Origin of the sequence: Erythrobacter sp. AP23 (assembly GCF_001542855.1) — a bacterium.
Lineage (GTDB): Bacteria > Pseudomonadota > Alphaproteobacteria > Sphingomonadales > Sphingomonadaceae > Qipengyuania.
Genome location: NZ_LNBY01000001.1, coordinates 773,609 through 793,850, shown reverse-complemented (window position 1 = coordinate 793,850; position 20,242 = coordinate 773,609). Strand labels below are relative to the sequence as shown.

The 20,242-nt window shown below is 64.9% G+C and carries 21 protein-coding genes; 8 read left to right on the top strand and 13 right to left on the bottom strand.

Annotated features, from left to right (window positions below; translation table 11 throughout):
• Position 1 precedes the first annotated feature (1 nt).
• Positions 2-1,339: a cyclopropane-fatty-acyl-phospholipid synthase family protein gene (locus ASS64_RS03780; RefSeq protein WP_067690006.1), complete on the bottom strand. Its 1,338-nt coding sequence runs from the start codon at positions 1,337-1,339 to the stop codon at positions 2-4.
• Positions 1,340-1,418: 79 nt separating this feature from the next.
• Here ASS64_RS03780 and ASS64_RS03775 point away from each other — a divergent pair, with 79 nt between their 5' ends.
• Positions 1,419-1,856, top strand: a complete 438-nt coding sequence (locus ASS64_RS03775; RefSeq protein WP_067690005.1) for a DUF1801 domain-containing protein — start codon at positions 1,419-1,421, stop codon at positions 1,854-1,856.
• A 21-nt stretch (positions 1,857-1,877) separates the two neighbouring features.
• Here the strand turns inward: ASS64_RS03775 and ASS64_RS03770 are convergent, their stop codons facing one another.
• The 8 genes from ASS64_RS03770 to rlmN all read right to left on the bottom strand — a co-directional run bounded on the left by ASS64_RS03770 (position 1,878) and on the right by rlmN (position 8,390).
• Entirely contained in the window at positions 1,878-2,618 is a 741-nt protein-coding gene (locus ASS64_RS03770; RefSeq protein WP_067690002.1) for a molybdopterin-dependent oxidoreductase, read from the bottom strand.
• Positions 2,615-3,280 (bottom strand): cytochrome b/b6 domain-containing protein, encoded by a 666-nt coding sequence (locus ASS64_RS03765; protein WP_067690000.1) that lies wholly within the window; start codon positions 3,278-3,280, stop codon positions 2,615-2,617. Before ASS64_RS03765 ends, ASS64_RS03770 begins: the two co-directional genes overlap by 4 nt.
• Complete coding sequence (locus tag ASS64_RS03760; protein WP_067689997.1) at positions 3,277-4,047, bottom strand: SDR family oxidoreductase; 771 nt, start codon at positions 4,045-4,047, stop codon at positions 3,277-3,279. The genes ASS64_RS03765 and ASS64_RS03760 overlap by 4 nt, the downstream gene beginning before the upstream one ends.
• Before the next feature lie 104 nt (positions 4,048-4,151).
• A complete protein-coding gene (locus ASS64_RS03755; RefSeq protein WP_067690413.1) occupies positions 4,152-4,598 on the bottom strand; it encodes a glycine zipper 2TM domain-containing protein in 447 nt (148 codons plus the stop codon).
• Between the two features lie 131 nt (positions 4,599-4,729).
• Positions 4,730-5,377: an MOSC domain-containing protein gene (locus ASS64_RS03750; RefSeq protein ID WP_067689994.1), complete on the bottom strand. Its 648-nt coding sequence runs from the start codon at positions 5,375-5,377 to the stop codon at positions 4,730-4,732.
• Between the two features lie 180 nt (positions 5,378-5,557).
• Positions 5,558-6,154: a class I SAM-dependent methyltransferase gene (locus ASS64_RS03745; RefSeq protein WP_067689991.1), complete on the bottom strand. Its 597-nt coding sequence runs from the start codon at positions 6,152-6,154 to the stop codon at positions 5,558-5,560.
• Complete coding sequence (locus tag ASS64_RS03740; RefSeq protein ID WP_067689988.1) at positions 6,151-7,140, bottom strand: septation protein IspZ; 990 nt, start codon at positions 7,138-7,140, stop codon at positions 6,151-6,153. The genes ASS64_RS03745 and ASS64_RS03740 overlap by 4 nt, the downstream gene beginning before the upstream one ends.
• Complete coding sequence (gene rlmN / locus ASS64_RS03735; protein WP_067689985.1) at positions 7,137-8,390, bottom strand: 23S rRNA (adenine(2503)-C(2))-methyltransferase RlmN; 1,254 nt, start codon at positions 8,388-8,390, stop codon at positions 7,137-7,139. Before rlmN ends, ASS64_RS03740 begins: the two co-directional genes overlap by 4 nt.
• 294 nt (positions 8,391-8,684) lie before the next feature.
• Here rlmN and ASS64_RS03730 point away from each other — a divergent pair, with 294 nt between their 5' ends.
• A complete protein-coding gene (locus ASS64_RS03730; RefSeq protein ID WP_067689982.1) occupies positions 8,685-9,350 on the top strand; it encodes an outer membrane protein in 666 nt (221 codons plus the stop codon).
• A 64-nt stretch (positions 9,351-9,414) separates the two neighbouring features.
• Here the strand turns inward: ASS64_RS03730 and ASS64_RS03725 are convergent, their stop codons facing one another.
• Genes ASS64_RS03725 through ASS64_RS03715 form a run of 3 tightly spaced genes read right to left on the bottom strand, consistent with a single transcriptional unit; the run spans position 9,415 to position 12,294 of the window.
• A complete protein-coding gene (locus ASS64_RS03725; protein WP_067689979.1) occupies positions 9,415-9,897 on the bottom strand; it encodes an invasion associated locus B family protein in 483 nt (160 codons plus the stop codon).
• Positions 9,890-10,369, bottom strand: a complete 480-nt coding sequence (locus tag ASS64_RS03720; RefSeq protein ID WP_067689977.1) for a GreA/GreB family elongation factor — start codon at positions 10,367-10,369, stop codon at positions 9,890-9,892. The genes ASS64_RS03725 and ASS64_RS03720 overlap by 8 nt, the downstream gene beginning before the upstream one ends.
• A 23-nt stretch (positions 10,370-10,392) precedes the next feature.
• A complete protein-coding gene (locus ASS64_RS03715; RefSeq protein ID WP_067689974.1) occupies positions 10,393-12,294 on the bottom strand; it encodes a lytic transglycosylase domain-containing protein in 1,902 nt (633 codons plus the stop codon).
• Between the two features lie 137 nt (positions 12,295-12,431).
• Between ASS64_RS03715 and dapA the strand changes: the two genes are divergently transcribed.
• Positions 12,432-13,313, top strand: coding sequence for a 4-hydroxy-tetrahydrodipicolinate synthase (gene dapA / locus ASS64_RS03710; RefSeq protein ID WP_067689971.1), 882 nt, complete (start codon positions 12,432-12,434; stop codon positions 13,311-13,313).
• Here the strand turns inward: dapA and ASS64_RS03705 are convergent.
• Positions 13,310-14,383, bottom strand: a complete 1,074-nt coding sequence (locus tag ASS64_RS03705) for a succinylglutamate desuccinylase/aspartoacylase family protein (protein ID WP_067690408.1) — start codon at positions 14,381-14,383, stop codon at positions 13,310-13,312. The genes dapA and ASS64_RS03705 overlap by 4 nt on opposite strands.
• 95 nt (positions 14,384-14,478) lie before the next feature.
• Here ASS64_RS03705 and smpB point away from each other — a divergent pair, with 95 nt between their 5' ends.
• From smpB to ASS64_RS03680, 5 genes are all read left to right on the top strand, one after another.
• A complete protein-coding gene (smpB, locus tag ASS64_RS03700; protein ID WP_067689969.1) occupies positions 14,479-14,961 on the top strand; it encodes an SsrA-binding protein SmpB in 483 nt (160 codons plus the stop codon).
• Between the two features lie 130 nt (positions 14,962-15,091).
• On the top strand, positions 15,092-15,700 hold the full coding sequence (locus ASS64_RS03695) for a DUF2062 domain-containing protein (protein WP_083508150.1): 609 nt from the start codon (positions 15,092-15,094) through the stop codon (positions 15,698-15,700).
• Positions 15,700-18,171, top strand: coding sequence for a PAS domain-containing sensor histidine kinase (locus ASS64_RS03690; protein WP_067689963.1), 2,472 nt, complete (start codon positions 15,700-15,702; stop codon positions 18,169-18,171). The genes ASS64_RS03695 and ASS64_RS03690 overlap by 1 nt, the downstream gene beginning before the upstream one ends.
• Before the next feature lie 146 nt (positions 18,172-18,317).
• Complete coding sequence (gene recA / locus ASS64_RS03685) at positions 18,318-19,382, top strand: recombinase RecA (protein WP_067689960.1); 1,065 nt, start codon at positions 18,318-18,320, stop codon at positions 19,380-19,382.
• Between the two features lie 212 nt (positions 19,383-19,594).
• Positions 19,595-20,221: a glutathione S-transferase family protein gene (locus tag ASS64_RS03680; protein WP_067689958.1), complete on the top strand. Its 627-nt coding sequence runs from the start codon at positions 19,595-19,597 to the stop codon at positions 20,219-20,221.
• Positions 20,222-20,242 lie beyond the last annotated feature (21 nt).

The following is a 20,242-nucleotide window of genomic DNA, read 5'->3' as shown; positions in this document are numbered from 1 at the left end:
TTTACTCCGCCGCTTCTCGCAGCGCCGGATCGAACCGCCATTCCGGCACCTCGCCCCGCTCGCGCAGCCGCGCGCTTTCCTCGTGGATGTACTCGCGGGTCATCGGGATCGCGGCGCGGTCTTTCACATATTGCAGCTGCCAGTTGACCAGCGTGCCGTTGCGGAAGCTCTGTTCGGCGCCGGCGAGATAGAACAGCCACATGCGGTAGAACTGCTCGTCATACATCGCGGTGATTTCCTCGCGGTGCATGACGGTGCGCTCGTACCATTCCTTGAGCGTCCAGCAGTAGTGGAAGCGCATCGCCTCGACATCCATCACCTGCCAGCCGAACTTCTCGCTCTGCGTCACCAGCTCGCTCAGCGCGGGGATATAGCCGCCGGGGAAGATGTATTTGCGGGTCCAGGCGTCGGTGAATCCGGGCGGGCCGGCGCGGCCGCAGCAGTGGCTGATCATCACCCCGTCGGGCTTGAGAAGCCGGTGGGTGTGCTCGTAGAATTGCGGGTAGTGGATCGTGCCGACATGTTCGAGCAGGCCGACGCTCGAGATGCGGTCGAATTCGCCCTCGACGTCGCGGTAATCCATCAGCGCGAATTTGACCTTGTCCTCCACGCCCGCCGCCTTCGCGCGCTCCTTGCAGAAGGCGATCTGGTCGGGTGCGAGCGCGACGCCCAGCACCTCGCAATCGTACATCTGGTGGAGATAGAGCGCGAAACCGCCCCAGCCGCAGCCGATATCGAGCACCTGCATCGGCTTGCCGCCATTGTCCTCGGGCCGCTTGAGACAGAGCTTGGCGGCGAGATGCGCCTTCTTGTCCATCTGCGCCTGTTCGAGCGAGGTCGCCGACGGGTCGTCCTCGCGGTAATAGGCCATGGTGTATTGCCGGTCCTCGTCGAGGAAGCGCTCGTAGAGTTCGCGGGTCAGATTGTAGGTGTGCTCGGCATTCTTGCGCGCGCTGCCGCGCAGATTGATCCCGTCGAGCTTCGCCACCGCGCGCTGCAGCGCGGTTTGCAACCGACCCTTGGGCTTGAGCGCGGCATCGCCCAGCCGCTTGGCGTTCATGGTCACGAACAGTACCATGTCACGGATATCGTGTGGCTCTTCGACTTCGAGCCAGCCCCACATGAACGCCTCGCCCGCGCCGAGCTGCGGATAGCGCACGATATGATGGGCGGCCTTGCGGTGCGTCAGCCTGATCCGGATGGGACCCGGCCTGCCGCCGACTTCGGGCGGATAGTCCGCCCCACCGGGACCGTAGCAATACTCTCTCCCGTCGTGGTTGGTGACGGTCAGCCGGCCATGCTGGATCGCCTTGCTCAGAAACTTGTCGAGCAAATACATGTGTTTCTCCACCCCATAGCCAGTTGCTGACAGACTGCGTGCGCGGCGCTAGCCTGTCAATCGCAGAGTGGAGAGGACGATGGCCGAAGCGAAGACCCAGGTTACCGATGTCGATCCGGCCGAATTCATCGCCGCGGTCGAACCCGAGCGCAAACGCAATGAAGCCGAGGAACTCGACGCTCTGTTTCGCCGGGTTACGGGCGAGGAGCCGAAGATGTGGGGGCCGAGCATCATCGGCTACGGCAGCTACCGCACCACCTATGCCAGCGGGCGCGAGGTGCATTGGATGCGGACCGGCTTCAGCCCGCGCAAGGCGAAGCATTCGCTCTATCTGATGGGCGGCTATTGCGATGAGGCAACGGGCGAACGCCGCGACGAATTGCTGGCGAAGCTGGGCAAGTACAAGACCGGCAAGAGCTGCCTCTACGTCAACAAGCTGGCCGACGTGGATATTGAGGTTCTCGAAGCGCTGGTGCGTAACGACTGGGAAGGGATGAAGCGGCGCTATCCAGACTAGGTCGAACCCCTGCGCGAGGACTCAGATCCCCGCATACCACTGGTACCCGGCGCGGTCCTCCCAATAGCCGCCCTGGCCTTTGCCGATCTCGTCGAGAGTGGCGACCGCCTCGATCGCGGTGAGGTATTTGGCGTGCTTATAGCCCAGCTGCCGCTCGATCCGCATCCGCAGCGGCGCGCCGTTGCGGATGGGCAGCGGCTCGCCATTGAGGCTGTGCGCGACGATGGTCTGCGGGTGATAGGCATCGATCAGGTCGACGCTCTCGTAATAGTCCTGCCCGTTGAGATTGTCGGCGCAGCGGAAGACGATGAACTTCGCCTCTTCGCGCAGGCTTGCGGCGTCGAGCAGGAGCGAGAGCTGTGGCCCGGTCCATTCGCCGATCGCGCTCCACCCTTCGACGCAATCGTGGCGCGTGACCTGGCTGCGCTGGGGCAGCTTGCGGATATTCTCGAGACTGAGGCTGAGCGGCGTGTCGACCAGGCCGCGCACCTCGAGCCGCCAATTGGCGAAGCCTTCCTCGGCATGGCGCGGATAGTCGCCATTCTGCGGGTCGACGGAGCCATTGCCGCGCAAATAGGGCGAGATCGCGCTGCGCGGATATTCGGGGGCGAGGGCCGTGCGATCGGTCAGCAGCCGGTGTGCGCCTTCGTGCCACTTTTCCGCCGCGCCGAGGAGCGACTTGCCCGCGTCGGTTTCGGCGATCCTGTTGCAGCCCGCGACGAAGGCGGCGCCCGCGGCGACGAGGAAGTTCCTGCGCTTCATCCCTCGCGCCCCCCGGTAATCATGTCGCGGATCTGACGGTACGGCCCGGCGAGGATCACCAGAACGACATGCACCACGAAAAAGGCGGCGATGGCGAAGGCGAAGATGAAATGCAGGCTGCGCGCCGATTGCCGTCCGCCGAGCAGCTCGACCAGCCAGCCGAAGGTGGGCTCCATGCCGGGGCTGATGGCGATGCCGGTGAACACCATCATCGGCAGGAACACGCCCAGCACGAGGCCATAGGCGAGCTTCTGCAGGAAGTTGTATTTGCCGCCGTCATGGTCGAAATCGAGCTTGAGGTGCTGGACGATGTCATGCCGGATTGCGCCCGGCTTCCATTCCTTGCGACTGGTGACGATGTCGTGTTTGAAGTGGCGGTTGGCGAGCATGACGATCCACATGAACAGCAGCCCCAGCGCAAAGGGCCAGGCCATGAGGATATGCCAGTCTCGGGCCACGGCGAGGCTGTAATAGCCGGGGATCGTCATCCAGTCGGGAAAGCGCGGCACGGTGAGCCAGGCCTGCTCCGCCGCAAAGCCCCAATCGCCCCAGTAGAGCCGGCGATGCGCATTGGAGATCGTCAGGCCGGACATGAACAGTACGACCACGCAGACGAGGTTGAGCCAGTGCCACAGCCGCGTGCTGAGCGCGTGGCGCTTCATGCTTCGGCCCTCTCGCGGGCGAGATAGATCACGTCGCGTGGCTGAGCGAGCAAGTGCTGTCCGCTGTCGACATAGAGCGTCTGCCCGCTGGCGAGATGACCCTGCGCGAGGAAGAGCGCGGCATCGGCGACCTCCTCCGGCCCGGTCTTGCGGCCGAGCAGATTCATGCGATGCGAGACCTCGGTTTCCGCTTCGGTCTGGTCGTGGCTGGCGAGGATGGCGCCGGGTGCGAGCGCATAGACCCGATCTTCTGGGCGGGCCGCGCCCATCGCCAGCATCGGCACGGTCGCTGCCAGCGCGTGCTTGCTCATCGTGTAGCTGAAGAAGTCCGGGTTGGGGTTCGCAAGCTTCTGGTCGGTGAAGTGGATCACGCGCCGTCCGCCGCTCGCCTTCGCATGGGCGAGATAGGCCTGGGCCATGCGGGCGGGGCTTCGCGCGTTGATCTGCATGGCCCGGGCATTCGTCGCCGGGTCGAGTGCGGTTACAGCGTCATTGTCGAAGACCGCCGCGCAGTTGATGAGGGCTCGCCAGTCCGCCAGCCGCTCGGCCAGCGCCTCGACCATCGCGACTGCCGCATCGCCATCTTCGAGATCGCACTGCACCGCCTCCGCCGAGGGGAGCTGCTTCGCCAATGCTTTGGCCTCGCCGTGCGAGGAGCCGTAATGGACGAACACATGCCATCCTGCCTCGCCGAAAGCACGGGCGACCGCCGCGCCGATACGCTTTGCGCCTCCCGTTACGAGCACCGCTGGCCTGCTGTCGGTCATTGGCCGCAACCATAGCGCCATGACGCGCAAAGGGAAGGCGCGCCGCCACCCGAGGGGAAGGTGACGGCGCGCTGCATTTGCAACCCGAGGGTTGCTTCAAAGCGTTAGCGGCACTTCAGGCTACCGCGATCGATCTCGCGGCCGACCAGCGCGCCCACCGCGCCGCCGAGAATCGCACCCAGCGTGCGATCGCCGCGCCCGGCGATCTCGTGACCGGCCAGCGCGCCGACGCCTGCGCCGATTACCAGCCCGGTCGTGCCATTGTCGCGGCGGCAGTAATAGCGCCCGTCACGCCCGCGCCACATGCGGTCGCGGTGGCTGATCCGGCGTGGTTCGTAATAGCGGCCGTAACGGTCGTAGACCCGGTCGTGGCCGCGGCCGCGATGCCAGCGGCGATCATCGTCGTCGTAGTCGTCATCGTCGTCATAGGACGCGGTCATGTCGGCGATGGCGTAGGGTTGTGCGGCCGGAGCGGGGAGTTCGACAGCTGCGGCGGGTGTGGCCAGCGCGGCCAGCGAACCTGCAGCGATACCAAGTGCGATCTTCTTCATCGATACGTTCCTCATTTCGAACTTTGTGTTTCGATGACTCCCAAAATCGTGAGAGGCTCCACAACCTCGGATGAACGGCGCGTTGTGCGGCGAAAAACGCGGTGAACCGAACCGCTCCGAGCGACGAATCGCTACTTCCCGAGCTTCCGGCGGATGCGCGTTCGCCATTCCGCGCTCAGCCTTTCGAGTCCGGCGATGTCTTCCAGCTCTTCACGCGTCGCCTTGTGTCCGGGATCGTAGAGCTTGGCGAACAGCCGGGAGACGTTCCACCCGTCGTGCCCCGCCTCGATCCGCTCGAGCGGATCGCCCGCCAGCGCTTCGCCTTCTTCGACGACGCGATAGTACCAGCCGCAGACATGCTGCTTCACGATCCGCGCGACCATGCCCTTGTGGCCGAAACGGTGCTCGATCTTCCAGCAGGGCTGGCGCGGCTGGCTGACTTCGAGCAGCGCGCCGCCCAGGCGAAAGCGATCGCCGATCCGCACCTGGTCTTCGGTCAGGCCCGAGGCCATCAGGTTCTCGCCGAATGCCGCGGGGCCCGAGAGCAGCGGATGGCCACCGAGCCATTCGCCCCAGCCCGCATAGTGATCGTGCGGGTAGTGATGGACCGCCATGTCGACGCCGCCGTGGTTCTTGGTATCGGCGACCATGTCGCCTTCCAGGCCGAAGCTGCGGATCATGACCTTCCCCTCGACCGGCCGCTTGTCGATGGCGCTCAATTCCGCGCCGTTGAACGGTTTGGGCAGGCCGACACACAGGGCCTCGACACGCACGCTCATTGCGCAGACCCCGATCCTACGGCTTGGGAGACATGGACCGCATGGACCACCGTCCAGGCGGGAAAAACGCCAGTCGGCGCGAAGCGGCGGATTCCTGCGGGTTCGAGGTGATGGGTGCGGGCCATGCGAGCCTTTCAGCACATCGTCCTGGTGTAGGAAAGGGGGCCGGGCTTCCGGGCCTCAGCATGGACGGCGAAGCGTGAGCGCCAGCCAGTCGCGCTGCGTTCCGTCCGCTGCCTCTCCCGCGTAGATCTGCCTTTCCTCGATCGCGAAACCGGCGGCGCGATAGGTGTCCTGCAACCACTCGTCGCTCGGGAAATTATGCAACCGGCCGAGCAGGTCGCGCCCCTCGCCATCGCCGAGCTTGAAATTGGCAAAGTGCCAGCCTCCCGGCCGCAGCGCGCGAAGAATGGCGGTCAAGACGCCGGGCATGTCGTCACGCGGCAGGTGCAGCAGGCTGGCATGGGCCCAGACGGCATCGTAGGCCTCGATCGCATCGAGCTCGCCGAACAGCATGAGCCGGGCGCCGACCTCGAAGCGTTCGTTCGCCTTGCGCACCATCGCCGGTGTGCCGTCGGTCGCATCGCAATCGAAGCCCCGTTCGAGGATACGCGCCGCATCGCGCCCGCCGCCGCAGCCGAGTTCGAGCACGCGCGCCCCTGGTTCGAGCCGGTCGAGGAAGGGATCGAGGTGGCGGCTCGGCGCTTGCCCAAAGCTCAGCGTGTAACGCGGCGCGTTCGCCTCGTAGAATGCGATCGTGGCCGGATCGGTACTCATTCGTCTGCGGCTTGCCAGCGCGCTTCGGCGGGCCGATAGCGCGGCATCCGCTCGCGCCACGTCTCGCCGCGGGCATAGCGGAACACCAGGATGATCAGCACCATGGTGACCGGGAAATCCGCGAAAGTGGAATAGAACAGCCAGGTGTCGGTCGAAGTCCATAGCGCGACGACCAGGTTCGCCAGCGCCATGACCGCGCCAAGAACGCCCATGCCTAGGCCGAGGCGGACCGGGTCGATATCGGTGTAAGGCAGGTAGCGCATCAGCCGTTTGGAAAGGCGTTTGCCGCCCATTGCGCCATCGGCGAAGAACAGCGCGGCGCTGACCAGCCCGATCGCGGTGGTGCGGTACTTCACCGCCTCGTCGCTCTGGAACGCCAGCGCGAATCCCGCAGACAGTAGCAACAGCGCGATCCCGAACAGTGCAAGACCGCCCAGCAGGTCGATCTTCGTGAGGCGTTGGGCGACCAGCAACGCCAGACCCACGCCCGCGCCGACCAGCGCGGCGGTGGTAAGGTCGGTCAGTTTCGCTACCATGAAAAAAAGCAGGCCGAGCGCGATATCGACCCCGATCGGGATCCGGTTGCGCTTCCAGACGCCGGAATCGTAATCGCCGCTCTTGCCGGTAGCGCTCATCATCTTGCGCGCGCTTTCGGGCATTGCGATGGTGCGGCCGGGATGGCTTTCGTAGACCAGTTCGCCATCGACCCGCGCGGCGATGGCGATGGTAATCCAGTTGATATATCCGGCCTCGACGCTCAGCCGGCGTCCGTCGGGCAGGGTGGTTTCGAGACGATGATTGCGCGCGCCCTCTTCGCCGACGGCGGGCGTGAAATCGCCGGCGACCACTTTCCCGTCGACGCTGAGCGTGCTTTCGTTTCCGGCGAGCCCGCTACGGATCAGCACCTCGCAGGCATGCGGGCCCAGCGTGAACGGGCGTCGGTACGGGTATGCCCACTTTCCGACGCGCGCCGCCGCTTCGGTCATACGGTGGTCGCGGCCTCGGCGGCTTCCGCCGCTTCGCGATCCCGCTGCGCGCGGCTCTTCTTTTCGGCGGCAGTCTTGAGCTGGCCGCAGGCGGCATCGATATCGCGGCCGCGCGGGGTGCGCACGGGTGCGCTGATGCCGTGTTCGAAGACGATTTCCGAAAAGCGCTTGACCCGCTCGGGCGTCGAGCATTCGTAGGGCGCGCCCGGCCAGGGATTGAAGGGGATCAGGTTAACCTTGGCGGGCAGCTTGTACTGCTTGAGCAACCGGACGAGTTCATGCGCATGCTCGTCGGTATCGTTCTTGTCCTTGAGCATCACATATTCGAACGTGATCCGCCGGGCGTTGCTGGCGCCGGGATAGGCGGCGCAGGCCTCGAGCAGTTCCTCGATGCCGTACTTCTTGTTCAGCGGGACGATCTCGTCACGGATTTCCTTGGTTACGGCGTGGAGCGAAACCGCCAAATTCACGCCGATTTCCTCGCCGCAGCGTTCCATCGCCGGGACGACGCCGCTTGTCGACAGCGTGATCCGACGCTTCGAGAGGGCGAGGCCGTCGCCGTCCATCACCAGCTTGAGCGCGCCCTTGACGTTGTCGAAATTGTAGAGCGGTTCGCCCATGCCCATCATCACGATATTGGTGAGCAGGCGACCGTCGGAGGTGTAACGCCCGCTGTCCTCCTCCGTATCGAGGCCCGCCATCGAGCCCTTGGGCCATTCGCCCAGCGCATCGCGCGCGAGCATGACCTGGCCGACGATTTCGCCCGGAGTGAGGTTACGCACAAGCCGCATGGTGCCAGTGTGGCAGAAGCGGCAATTGAGCGTGCAGCCGACCTGGCTCGACACGCACAGCGTGCCGCGATCGGCATCGGGGATGAAGACCATCTCGAACTCGTGGCCGTCCGAGGTCTTGAGCAGCCATTTGCGCGTGCCGTCGGTCGAATGCTGGGCTTCGACCACGTCGGGGCGGCCGATGAAGAACCGCTCGGCCAGCCACGGGCGCATGGTCTTGGCGATATCGGTCATCGCCGCGAAATCGGTCACGCCGCGATGATAGAGCCAGTGGAACACCTGCTTGGCGCGCAGCTTGGCCTGCTTCGCGTCGAGCCCCGCTTCGGCGAACAGTTCGCGAATGCGCTCCTTGGGCAGACCGATCAGGTCCACGCGGCCATCTTCGCGCGGCGTGATGTCACGCGCGACGGGTACCGGGTCGACCTGCCCGGGGATGCTCATGAGTGTCGTATCGGCCATGGGAGCGGCGCATATAGGGCCTAATGCGGCGAAAGCAAAGCATGTGCGCGGGGCCGCGCGCAACTCGGCATGCGCACTCGCGTTCCCACCATTCGTCGCAAATCGCCGGCGCCAAGCTCGCCCCTTCGCAGATGCACAATCCGACGATGGATTTGCACGGTCGAACGCGCAACATGTGTTCAATCTGCAACTATTTCCTGTTGTACGAGGTTAATGAAACTGTTTCGACCTGGGCGGCGTTCTCCCGGCCCAAGCAGCGCAAAAGCTGCGGGTAACCAAGAACGGAGTTCGCACATGAATAAGATTTCCACCCTCCTCGTCGCCGGTTCGATGGCTGCCATCTCGGCCCCTGCCATGGCGCAGGATGCCGACGGCAATTTCGACGGTTTCCGCATCCAGGGCGTGGCCGGTTACGACGCCCTGCAGGCGGGCAGCAGCGTCGACGACGACGGCAACGACAATAACGACCAGTCGATCGACGGCGTGGTCTACGGTGTCCAGGCCGGTTACGATTTCGACCTCGGCGGGGCCGTCGTCGGTCTCGAGGCCGAGCTGACCGATTCCAGCGCCAAGACCGAATTCACCGATGGCGATTTCGAAGGCTTCGGCTTCGGCCGCGTCGATGCGGGCCGCGACCTCTTCCTCGGCGCACGCGTGGGTGCCAAGGTGGCGCCCGATGCGCTGATCTACGCCAAGGGCGGCTATACCAATGCGCGTCTGAACATCCTGTCGAACGACGGCACCACCGAGTTCCGGGAGAACTTCGACCTCGACGGCTACCGTGTCGGTGCCGGCGTCGAATATTCGATCAACCCACGCACCTTCGTCAATCTCGAGTATCGCTATTCGAACTACAGCGAAGGTGAAGTCGATTTCGACGGCGATCTGCCCGACAGCGACCGCTTCGACGTCGACCTCGACCGTCACCAGGTGATGGCCGGTGTGGGCGTGCGCTTCTAAGCGTCAAGCCGAACACAAAGATGCGGGCCGGGGAGCGCGAGGACGCTTCCCGGCCCGTTGCGTTTCAGCGCCGCGCGCAGGCGAGCGTGGCGGCATCCATCGCGGTCGCGGCCCCGGCGAGCGAATAGCTGTTGGCGAAGCGCCGCCCGCGCCTGTCGGTTGCGCGAATGGTCATCCGGTCCGCCGAGCGCATCGCGGCAACGATCGCCGCGTCCATCGTGCGGTCCTGCGCCCAGGCATCGCCCCCGCCGCCGGTCAGCCGGAAACGCTTGCCGCCGACCGTCAGGGTGATGGTGCCGCGCTCCGCAAGCTGGCGCGACAGGCGGAAATGGACCTGCCCGCGCAGGTTGCGGCGCGGCCAGGTGCCGACCGTGGCGAAGGGTTCGAACTCGCGGCTCGCCTGGCTGGGGGCGGGGATTGCGATGGCATAGCAGCGCGGGACCGAGGAATCGCGGAAAGCGCCCCAGTCGGAAAAGACGCCGAGGCTGTCCTTTGCCGCGAGTGGTGCGGCCAGTCCGATCAGGAGCAGGGCGGCGAGCCTACGCATAGGCAATCGCCATCACTTCCCATTCCTTCAGCCCGCCGGGAAGGCGCACGCTGCGCAAATCCCCGATCGCGGCACCCTTCAGCGCGCGGGCAAGGGGCGAGGACCAGCCGATCCGTCCGGCGCTCGCATCCTGCTCGTCGTCCCCTACCAGAGTCACGACCTTCTCGTTGTCGTCCTCGTCGGCGAGTGTGACCGTGGCGCCGAAGAAGGCGCGCGTCTTGTCGGGCTGTGCGGCGGGATCGATCACCCGCGCGGTCTTCATGCGCCGCGCCAGATGCGCAAGTTCGCGGTCGATCTCGCGCATGCGCTTGCGGCCGTAGAGATAGTCGCCGTTTTCGCTGCGGTCGCCATTGCCCGCCGCCCAGCTGACGATCTCGACGATCTCGGGCCTCTCCGTGCCGAGCAAATGGTCGTAGCGCGCCTTCATCGCGGCAAAGCCGGCGGGCGTGACGGGATTGGTCTTGCCTTGCATCAGGCCAGCGGCCCTAGCGCAAATCAGCGCCGCAGGTAATTGGCGATATCGCGCTCGTACCCGGCCGACTTGTCCGGGTGCATGTTGGCATAGCTGACCGCGTTCCCGATCACGCGCATGACATAGTAGCGCGTCTCGAAATTCGCGGGGATCTGCTCGATCCAGGTCACCCAGTCGACGCCGCCGGTCCGCGGATCGCCATTGAGCCGCAGCCATTGGTTCACCCGGCCGGGGCCTGCATTGTAGGCGGCGAGCGCCAGCGGATAGGCACCGTCATAGCGGTCCATCAGCCGCGCAAAATGCGCATCGCCCAGGCGGATGTTGTAGCTCGGGCTCTCGGTCAGGCTGGCGGACATGTAGTTGATGCCGATCTTGCCCGCTTCCTCGCGCGCAGTGCCGGGCATCAGCTGCATCATCCCGCGCGCGCCGGCATGGCTGACGCGGTTACGGTCGAATTCGCTTTCCTGCCGCGCGATCGCATGGACCATGGTCCAGTTGGCCCCGGCGTGCGTCGGCACGGTCGGATAGCCGAGCCGCTCGAAACCCTTAAGACCGTGCTCGCCCGCAACCAGACCGGCCACGACGGCCATTTCCTCCAGACCCGTTTCGCGCGCGAGCTGGCCGACCAGCGCCATCTGCGCGGGCGTGTCGGCCTTGTCGGCGATCGCTTCGAAGAAGGCGCGCTCGGTGCGCCAGTCGCGGCGGTTGCGGGCGATCGCACGCAGCGCGCCGGTCAGCGGGTCGGCTTCGAAGGCTGCGCGATCGGCGTCGCTCGGCTGCGGCACCGCGGCAAAGCTGGGCATCGGCCGCCCGAGTTCGCTGAGCGCGAGCTGGCCGTAATACCAGTCGGGAAATTCGGCGGCCATTTCCCAATAGCGCTCGGCCTCGGCACGGTCGCCGGCACGCGCCGCGGCGCGACCGGCCCAGTAAAAGCCTTTCGAGCGGGTCAGCGGGGTCTTGGCGGCGGTACCATAACGATAGAACAGCGGCGCGGCCTGCGCGCCGTCGCCGAGCGACCACAGTGCCTTGGTCCCGCCGAGCCACATCAGGTCGGTATATGTGTCGCGCAGGGCGAAGGACCCGTCCGAGATATCGGTGCCGGGCGCGAAGATATCGTCGACCTTCGAGGCGATGCTGACCGCCTGGCTCGCCCCGGCGCTCTTCGCCACCGCCAGCGCTTCGCTGACGAATTGCGTCCCGTCGAAGGCGGGCGATGCAAAGGCGGCGCGCGTCGACAGCAGGTTCACCGCTTCATAGGGCTGGCCCGAATTGCGGTAGTGCCGTGTCAGATTGTAGACATAGCCCGCATCGTTCATCGCACCGGCGGGCACAGTCAGGCCGGCCTGCGAAGGCGTGCTCCCCTGCAGCAGCGCGAGCCGCGCCTGCGCCATCGGGCGATAGGCAGGCGACACGCGCGAAATATGGCGCGAGGCGGCTTCGTAATTGCCCTGCCACAGCAGCGCGTCCATGCGCGCGTCATGATCTTCGGGGGCGAAGCGGCTGCCGAACAGACCCTGCATATAGAGTTCGGCCGGGCCGCTCATCGTGCCTCCACGCCAGGCGGCGCGGGCCATTTCCAGGGCCTCGGGGCGGTCGAGCGAAGCCAGCGCCAATGCGTAGCGGGCCTTGGCGCTGTTGGTCAGCGGCGGATAGCGGTCGAAGAAGGCGACCAGCGCTTGCGGCGAGGGCGCATCGCGGTCGAGCGCGGCTTCGGCGCGCCGCTGCAGCAATTGCTGCTTGGGAAAATCGGGATAGGTCGTCAGGAAGCTGGCATAGGGAGCGAAGGGGAGCTCATCCTGGCTGGTGAGATACTCCCACTGCGTCACCGCCTGATCCATCCGCCCGGGCTGCTGCGCCACCATCTCGCTGCGCGCGCCATCCTGTGCCTGAGCCATTGCGGGGAAGGCCAGTGCGGAACCGGCCATAAGTGCTAGCGTGAGAACTGTTTTTCGACCCATGCTGGACATCGTGGCCGGCCTCTCCTTATCAGGCGCTGAATGAAAAGTGGCGGTGCCCATGAAAACGGGCCTTGTTTCCTATCTCTAACGCAGGACTTCGGTAAATGTTCTCAGGCTCGATTCCCGCTCTGGCGACTCCTTTTCGCGACGGATCGTTCGACGAGGCCGCTTTCCGCAAGCTCGTCGACTGGCAGATCGAAAACGGCAGCAAGGGACTGGTCCCCTGCGGCACCACGGGCGAGGCCTCGACCCTGTCGAATGCCGAACATCACCGCGTGGTCGAGGTCTGCATCGAACAGGCGGCGGGGCGCGTCCCGGTCATCGCGGGGTGCGGATCGAACGATACGCGCAATGCGTTGCTGCACATGCAGTTTTCGAAGAAGGCCGGAGCAGCGGCGGGTCTGTGCGTCGCGCCCTATTACAACCGCCCCAGCCAGGCCGGTCTGATCGCGCATTTCAGCTATCTGGCCGAGAACAGCGACCTGCCGATCGTGCTCTACAACGTGCCCAGTCGCACGGTCACCGATATCGAGGACGAAACGGTGGTCGAACTGGTGCGCAAGTATCCGGACCGGATCGTGGCGATCAAGGATGCGAGCGGCGACCTCTCGCGCGTGGCCGACCACCGCATGGGGCTGGACCACGAGTTCTGCCAGCTATCGGGCAATGACGAATTGTGGCTGCCGCATTCGGCAGCGGGCGGGGCGGGGTGCATTTCGGTCACCGCCAATGTCGCACCCGCACTCTGCGCGGAGTTCCACGAGGCGATCGCCGCGAACGATCTGGTCAAGGCGCGCAAGCTCAACGACCGGCTGTTCCCGCTGCACTATGCGATGTTCTCCGACGCCAGCCCCGCGCCGGTGAAATACGCGCTCAGCCGCGTGCACGACTGGTTCTCCCCCGACGTCCGCCTGCCGCTGTGCAATGCCAGCGAGGCAAGCCGCAAGGCGGTCGACGAAGCGCTGGCGATCGCGGGGCTGGTCTAAAGCACCTCGTCCTCGTCGAGCAGTGGAGCGGCGGGGAAGGGTGGTTCGCTGACCGCGAGTGCTTCGACGATGCTGTCGGCATGCTCGCCCGCGTGGTCGAGCGCTTCGACCTCGGCGACATGGAACAGCGCGTCTCCCTGGTTGACGATCGGCAGTGTCGCATGGCCAATGATCACTCCATTGCTCGGACTGACCAGGTCTTCCGGGTCCTCGCCGAACAGCCCGCCGACCCGCGCCAGCAGGTCGCCTTCGCGCACGACGTCGCCCGATCTGCACACCCGTCGCGATACGCCGCCGCGCGGCGCGCGGACCCAGCTGGATCGCGTCGAGCGCAGCGGAACCTCGACATCGCCGAGGCCATCGTCGCCTTCGACCATTCCGATATGGGCGAGCACGCGCAGCACGCCCACCACGCCGACATCGATCGCGAAGCGGTCGAAACGCAGGGCCTCGCCCGCTTCCAGCAGCAACATGGGCGTTTCGCGCTCGGCAGCCAGCGCGCGCATCGATCCGGCGCGCAGCGGGCTCTCGATGATGATCGGCGCCCCGAAGGCCATGGCCAGTTCGGACAGATAGGGACTGCCCGAAGCGATGCGGATCTGCGGCAGATTGTAGCGATGCTTGGCAGCCGAATGGATATCGATGCCGAGCGAACAGCGGTCGATCACATGCGTCAGGAATGTGTGGGCCAGCTGGGCAGCCAGGCTGCCTTTCTCCGAGCCGGGGAAGCTGCGGTTCAGATCGCGCCGGTCGGGCAGGTAACGGCTGTGCGAGGCGAAACCGTAGATATTGACCGCAGGCGCGAAGATGATCGTGCCCGCGAGCCGCTCGGGCGAAAGCTGCTCGAGCAGCCGCTGGATGACCGCGGTGCCAATGATCTCGTCACCATGGATCGCCCCGCTGACGAAGATCGCCGGGCCGGGCATCGCGCCATGCATCACTTTGAGCGCGAGCGCCGAGTTGAGTCCTGTGACCTGCTGGCTGACCGGGATCGCGACCGTGGCCTGTGAACCTGCTTCGATTGCGATGTCGTAGATGGAGAAAGATTGGATTGCGGTACGGTCGTCCATCGTGAGCATTCGCCACATGCCCAAGCGAGTTGGCAAGCGATTTCGCGTCTCGACCCTTTCCAAGCGCTGCCCTGTCGCCTACATGCGCCCGCCTTATGGCCCGTCCCAAACCCGCAACGTTCGACAAGCAGAAGGTCGTCGCCGACAATCGTCGCGCGCGGTTCGACTACTCGATCGAGGACACGTTCGAGGCCGGGCTGGCGCTGCAGGGTACCGAGGTGAAGGCCTTGCGTGCGGGTGAGGCGAGCATCAAGGAAAGCTATGCCGAGGTGCGCGACGGGCAGGTCTGGCTGGTCAATGCCAACATCCCGGAATACTCGCATGGCAACCGGCTCAACCACGAACCGCGCCGCCCGCGCAAGCTCTTGCTCCATGCGCGCGAGATCGAGAAGCTGTTCGGGGCGGTCGAGCGCAAGGGCATGACGCTGGTGCCGCTGTCGATTTACTTCAACAGTACCGGCCGGGCGAAGGTCGAGCTCGCACTGGCCAAGGGCAAGCAGGCGCATGACAAGCGCCAGTCGATCAAGGAGCGCGACTGGAAGCGCGACAAGGCCCGCCTGATGCGCGAACGCGGCTGATCCGCGCCGTTCACCCCTTAAAAATCGCGTCCCCGCTAACCACATCGCCAGCTATGCCGCATTCGTCGCAACCCGCTTCCCTCAACCCCTTGCGCCCGCCAGTGAGGCGGCGCATGGCAGGGTCGTGGCAATGAGCGAGCGCAGATCAAAGACATTCCTGGCGGACTGGCTCCGCCGGCACATGCCGACGCGCGAGCAAATGGCGAGGAACAAGTATCTGCGGCCGATCGCGCATCGCTTCCTGACGCCGGAACTGTGGCGTTTTACCCGCCGCAGCGTTCCGCGCGGTGTGGCGCTCGGAATATTCGCGGGCTTCATCATTCCGGTGGGTCAGATATTCCTCGCCGCGTTCATGGCTTTGCCGGCGCGTGCGAATGTGCCGCTTTCCGCGCTCGTGACCTTTATAACCAATCCCTTTACCTTCCCCTTCTGGGCGGTGGTGGCGAATAAGCTGGGTGCCTTCATCCTGAAGGTCGATCTGGCGACGACGGGCGGCGCCGCGCAGGACGAAATCAACAGCGGCCGCTGGGCTTGGCTGATCGAGATGTTCGAAGGGGTGGGGGTGACGGTTCTGGTGACGATATTCGGCTTCATTATAATGGCCGTCGTCGGTGCCGCGGTCGGCTATCTGCTTGCAGGTGTGGTCTGGCGTTTCGTGGTCGCGCGCAAGCGTCAGCGCCGCCTGCGCGCGATGGAGCGCCGTCTCGACGAGCGCCTGCATAAGGATGCCGAAGCATAATGCTGCGGGAGGACAACCCGGTCTCGCAATTTCCTCCGGTGCCTCTCCTGCTCGGGATACTGGTGGCCTGCCTCGTCTCGGTCGGGCTCGTCTGGATGGTCGGCCAGCAGTCCATCGTCGCGCTCGCCTATGGCGGAGCGCTCGTCGCAATCCTTTTGACGTTGCTGCTGATGGCCAGGCTGCGGGGCGCGCCGGTCGAGGAATTGGCATTTCAGGCCGACTGGTCGGTCACCAGCGCAGCGATGGAAAACCGTCGGCGCGGAGTGGCGATCATCGACCGGGCGAACCGGCTGGTCTGCGCCAATTCGACCTATGTCGACTGGTTCGATGGCGAGACCGCCCCTTACGATCTGCCGTTCGACGAACCCTCTCGCGAGGCGATCATGGATGCGGCGCGCGATGCCTGGCGCGACGGGAAGGCGAAAGCCGACGAGTTGCAGCTGTCCGGATCGGAGGCGCAATACCGGTTGCATGTCGATCGCAGCGGTCGGGGTGAATCCTATCTCGTCTGGCGGTTTGCCGAGATTCGCGAGGAGCGCAGCTATGACGGGCTGGCCGAACGGCTTTCGGGCCGGCTTGGCGACGTGATCTCGCGCGCAGGGCTCGAACTCGCGCTGGTTGCGCCCGACGGCATCGTGCTGACGACCACCCCGGGCCTGGCGGAGCGCGCAACCGGCAATCGCGAGAAGTCGCTTGCAGGCCATGAATTCGTGCAATTGCTGCGCTCGGACGATCGCGACCGCATTTTCTTCGCCCGCGAGGGCCAGCAGGGTTCGCCGCAAACGCTCGTTCACGTGCCGCTCGATACGCCAGCGAATGCGCGGCTGAGCGATGCCGATCAGGCCCCTTCGCTGATGTTGCTGATCGACAGCACGGTAGGGATCGGCGGCGGCTGGGAAGGCAGTGGCAAGGCCGCCATTCCGCAGCTCGAGGCGCTGCTGTCCGCGCTGCCGCTCGGCCTTGCGCTGACCGACCGCGATGGTCGCTTCCTGTTTGCCAACAAGGCGTTCCTGCGCGCGGTCGAACGCAAGGAGCAGGGACTGCCGCAATTCCCTTCCGACCTTGTCGTGCAGGACGACAAGGCCGCCATGGCAGATACCGTGCGGCGTTTTGCCAAGGGCGCGACCGCGAGCGGCGACATGGCCGTGCGTCTTTCCAACGACAAGGAAGAACCGGTCTCGATCGGCCTTGCCGGCATACGCGGGCTGGGCGATGCGGCTGTTCTGCTGTCGATCTCCGATTCCTCTGAGGAAAAGCGTCTGCGCCGCCAGGTCGCACAGGCCACCAAGATGCAGGCGGTGGGCCAGCTTGCGGGCGGCGTTGCGCATGACTTCAACAACGTGCTGACCGCGATCATCGGCTATTGCGACCTGATGTTGTTGCGCCACACGCCGGGCGACAGCGACTATGACGATATCCAGCAGATCAAGGCCAATTCGAATCGCGCTGCGAGCCTGACGCGGCAGCTCCTCGCCTTCAGCCGCCAGCAGACGCTGCGTCCGGTGGTGCTGCAACTGCCCGATGTCGTCAGCGAGGTAAGCCAGCTGTTGAAGCGCCTGATGGGCGAGAAGATCGAATTCTCGGTTCGCCACGACCGCGAGCTCGGTTCGGTTCGGGCGGATCCGCAACAGCTCGAGCAGGTCATCATCAACCTGGCCGTCAATGCGCGCGACGCCATGCAGGCGAATGCGCTCGAGCGTGGCAAGCAGGACTGGAAGGGACGTCTCACGCTCGCCACGCGGCGGGTCTCGGCGCGCGACGTGCGCAAGATGGGCATCGATATCATGCCCGCCGACGATTACACCGTGCTCATCGTGCAGGACACGGGCGGCGGCATTCCGCCTGAGCATCTCAACAAAATCTTCGAACCCTTCTTTACCACCAAGGAGCAGGGCAAGGGCACCGGGCTCGGTCTCTCGACGGTCTACGGGATCGTCAAGCAATCCAACGGCTTCATTTTCGCCGACAACGTCCAGGGTCCCGACGGCACTCCCATCGGTGCGCGGTTCACCATGTACCTGCCCGTGCATAAGGGCGAGTTGCCCGCCAGCATGCGCGGCGAGGCGGCGGAAGAGGCCAAGGCGACCGAATGGTCGGCAGGCGGCAACTTGCTGCTGGTCGAGGACGAGGACATGGTGCGGGCAGTGGCCGAGCGGGCGCTGGCGCGCGCCGGCTATACCGTGACCACCGCGACCGACGGGGAAGAGGGGCTGGCCGAAGTGGCCAACGGTTCGACCGAATTCGATCTGATCGTATCGGATGTCGTCATGCCCGCGATGGACGGACCGGCCATGGCGCGCGCGATCCGCAAGGTGAAACCCGACATCCCGATCCTGTTCATGTCGGGCTATGCCGAAGAGCAATTGCGCAACGAGATCGATATCGACAACATGCACTTCATTCCCAAGCCCTTCAGCGTGCAGCAGATCAACGCCAAGGTTGCCGAGGTACTCGGCGAACAGCGCGATTAGCGGGCGGACCAGTCGAATTCCGCGCGCTGGAACGAAACGTGAAAATAAATTTCGTTCCCCACTTGTTCTTTGAGAACAAAGCCGATACACCAATTGCCAGTTGAAGAGTCGAGACCCGGCTCTGGCCAAGCGCAGGAGGTAATGTCATGGCGGCAAGTCTGAAGCTCGTAGAGGACAAGAAAGTGGACGCAGACCGCCAGAAGGCATTGGACGCCGCGCTCGCGCAGATCGATCGCGCATTCGGCAAGGGCTCGGCAATGAAGCTGGGCCAGAAGGAAGCAATGCAGGTGGAGGCGATCTCCACCGGTTCGCTCGGCCTCGATATCGCGCTGGGTGTGGGCGGCTTGCCCAAGGGGCGCGTGATCGAAGTTTACGGTCCGGAAAGCTCGGGCAAGACCACGCTGGCGCTGCATGTACTGGCCGAAGCGCAGAAGGCGGGCGGCACGGTCGCCTTCGTCGATGCCGAACATGCGCTCGACCCGGTCTATGCCCGCAAGCTCGGCGTTGATATCGACGAGCTTATCGTATCGCAGCCCGACACGGGGGAGCAGGCGCTCGAAATCACCGATACGCTGGTCCGCTCCAACGCGATCGACGTGCTGGTGGTCGATTCGGTCGCCGCGCTCGTGCCGCGCGCCGAGATCGAAGGCGAGATGGGTGACAGCCACGTCGGCCTGCAGGCCCGCCTCATGTCGCAATCGCTGCGCAAGCTGACCGGTTCGATCAACCGTTCCAAGTGCATGGTGATCTTCATCAACCAGCTGCGCATGAAGATCGGGGTGATGTACGGCAATCCGGAAACCACGACCGGGGGCAATGCGCTCAAATTCTATGCTTCGGTCCGCCTCGACATTCGCCGCACCGGCCAGATCAAGGACCGCGACGAGGTGATCGGCAATTCGACCCGCGTGAAAGTGGTCAAGAACAAGGTCGCCCCGCCGTTCAAGCAGGTCGAATTCGACATCATGTATGGCGAGGGCATTTCGAAGATCGGCGAAATCCTCGACCTCGGCGTCAAGGCCGGCGTGGTCGAAAAGTCGGGCAGCTGGTTCAGCTACGACAGCGTCCGCATCGGCCAGGGGCGCGAAAACGCCAAGAAGTTCCTCAAGGAAAATCCCGAGATGTGTGCCAAGTTGGAAGCCGCCATTCGCGGCCGCACCGACGAGGTCGCCGAAGAGATGATGACCGGTCCGGACGCGGACGAGGACTGACCTCTCTTCAAGCGGGAGCGTGCCGGTCCCATTCCCCCGGGCGGCGCGGAAGCCGGACTGTCCCCCGGCGCTCCCGAACAAACGGAAAGCCGGTGCGCGCCGCCTCATGGCCGTACCGGCTTTTCCGTATCCCGGGTTGGCGCAATTGGGCCATGGCCGCTCCTCATCCGCGCGCCTAGGGTGCAGGCGAATCGCGAAAGAGGAGCGCCCGCATGACCATTACCGTCCACCATCTCAACAACAGCCGCTCGCAGCGTATCCTCTGGCTGCTCGAGGAATTGGGGGCGGATTACGAAATTATCCACTACCAGCGCGATGCGGAAAGCAATCTAGCACCGCCGGAGCTGAAGAATGCTCACCCGCTCGGCAAGTCGCCGCTGATCGAGGACGACGGTCTGCGGGTGGCGGAAAGCGGGGCGATAATCCAGTATCTGTGCGAGCGTCACGGCGGCGAAAGCTGGCTTCCTGATCCGAAAAGCGAGGACCACGTCCGTCACCTCGAATGGATGCAGTTCGGAGAAAGCAGCTTTTTCGTGCCGGTCATGCTCAAGATCTATGCCGGGCGCCTCGGCGATGCCGCGGCCCCGCTCATGCCGCGCGTCGATGAACAATTCGAAGCGCATGTGAAATTCGCCGAGGACAATATCTCAGACGATCTCCATTTCGTCGGCAATGACTGGTCAGCCGCCGACGTGATGATGAGCTTCCCGGCCGAGATCGCCGTGATGCAGGGATATGGGGAGAAGGCGCCGAAGCTCGCGAAGTTCGTCGAGGCGATCCATGCGCGCCCCGCCTGGCAGCGCGCCCGCGAGCGCGGCGGCGCCTATTTCATCTGGTGAGCTTTGCGGGGAGGGCAGGCT

Excerpts from the sequence above, each read along its gene's own strand:
- ASS64_RS03775 (WP_067690005.1), top strand. The coding sequence starts at position 1,419 with ATGGCCGAAGCGAAGACCCAGGTTACCGATGTCGATCCGGCCGAATTC.
- ASS64_RS03765 (WP_067690000.1), bottom strand. The coding sequence starts at position 3,280 with ATGAAGCGCCACGCGCTCAGCACGCGGCTGTGGCACTGGCTCAACCTC.
- ASS64_RS03780 (WP_067690006.1), bottom strand. The coding sequence starts at position 1,339 with ATGTATTTGCTCGACAAGTTTCTGAGCAAGGCGATCCAGCATGGCCGG.
- ASS64_RS03745 (WP_067689991.1), bottom strand. The coding sequence starts at position 6,154 with ATGAGTACCGATCCGGCCACGATCGCATTCTACGAGGCGAACGCGCCG.
- recA (WP_067689960.1), top strand. The coding sequence starts at position 18,318 with ATGGCGGCAAGTCTGAAGCTCGTAGAGGACAAGAAAGTGGACGCAGAC.
- ASS64_RS03740 (WP_067689988.1), bottom strand. The coding sequence starts at position 7,140 with ATGACCGAAGCGGCGGCGCGCGTCGGAAAGTGGGCATACCCGTACCGA.
- ASS64_RS03690 (WP_067689963.1), top strand. The coding sequence starts at position 15,700 with ATGCTGCGGGAGGACAACCCGGTCTCGCAATTTCCTCCGGTGCCTCTC.
- ASS64_RS03680 (WP_067689958.1), top strand. The coding sequence starts at position 19,595 with ATGACCATTACCGTCCACCATCTCAACAACAGCCGCTCGCAGCGTATC.
- ASS64_RS03760 (WP_067689997.1), bottom strand. The coding sequence starts at position 4,047 with ATGACCGACAGCAGGCCAGCGGTGCTCGTAACGGGAGGCGCAAAGCGT.
- ASS64_RS03705 (WP_067690408.1), bottom strand. The coding sequence starts at position 14,383 with ATGGACGACCGTACCGCAATCCAATCTTTCTCCATCTACGACATCGCA.
- ASS64_RS03750 (WP_067689994.1), bottom strand. The coding sequence starts at position 5,377 with ATGAGCGTGCGTGTCGAGGCCCTGTGTGTCGGCCTGCCCAAACCGTTC.
- ASS64_RS03720 (WP_067689977.1), bottom strand. The coding sequence starts at position 10,369 with ATGCAAGGCAAGACCAATCCCGTCACGCCCGCCGGCTTTGCCGCGATG.
- ASS64_RS03730 (WP_067689982.1), top strand. The coding sequence starts at position 8,685 with ATGAATAAGATTTCCACCCTCCTCGTCGCCGGTTCGATGGCTGCCATC.
- ASS64_RS03755 (WP_067690413.1), bottom strand. The coding sequence starts at position 4,598 with ATGAAGAAGATCGCACTTGGTATCGCTGCAGGTTCGCTGGCCGCGCTG.
- ASS64_RS03770 (WP_067690002.1), bottom strand. The coding sequence starts at position 2,618 with ATGAAGCGCAGGAACTTCCTCGTCGCCGCGGGCGCCGCCTTCGTCGCG.
- dapA (WP_067689971.1), top strand. The coding sequence starts at position 12,432 with ATGTTCTCAGGCTCGATTCCCGCTCTGGCGACTCCTTTTCGCGACGGA.
- rlmN (WP_067689985.1), bottom strand. The coding sequence starts at position 8,390 with ATGGCCGATACGACACTCATGAGCATCCCCGGGCAGGTCGACCCGGTA.
- ASS64_RS03725 (WP_067689979.1), bottom strand. The coding sequence starts at position 9,897 with ATGCGTAGGCTCGCCGCCCTGCTCCTGATCGGACTGGCCGCACCACTC.
- ASS64_RS03695 (WP_083508150.1), top strand. The coding sequence starts at position 15,092 with ATGAGCGAGCGCAGATCAAAGACATTCCTGGCGGACTGGCTCCGCCGG.
- smpB (WP_067689969.1), top strand. The coding sequence starts at position 14,479 with ATGGCCCGTCCCAAACCCGCAACGTTCGACAAGCAGAAGGTCGTCGCC.
- ASS64_RS03715 (WP_067689974.1), bottom strand. The coding sequence starts at position 12,294 with ATGGCCGGTTCCGCACTGGCCTTCCCCGCAATGGCTCAGGCACAGGAT.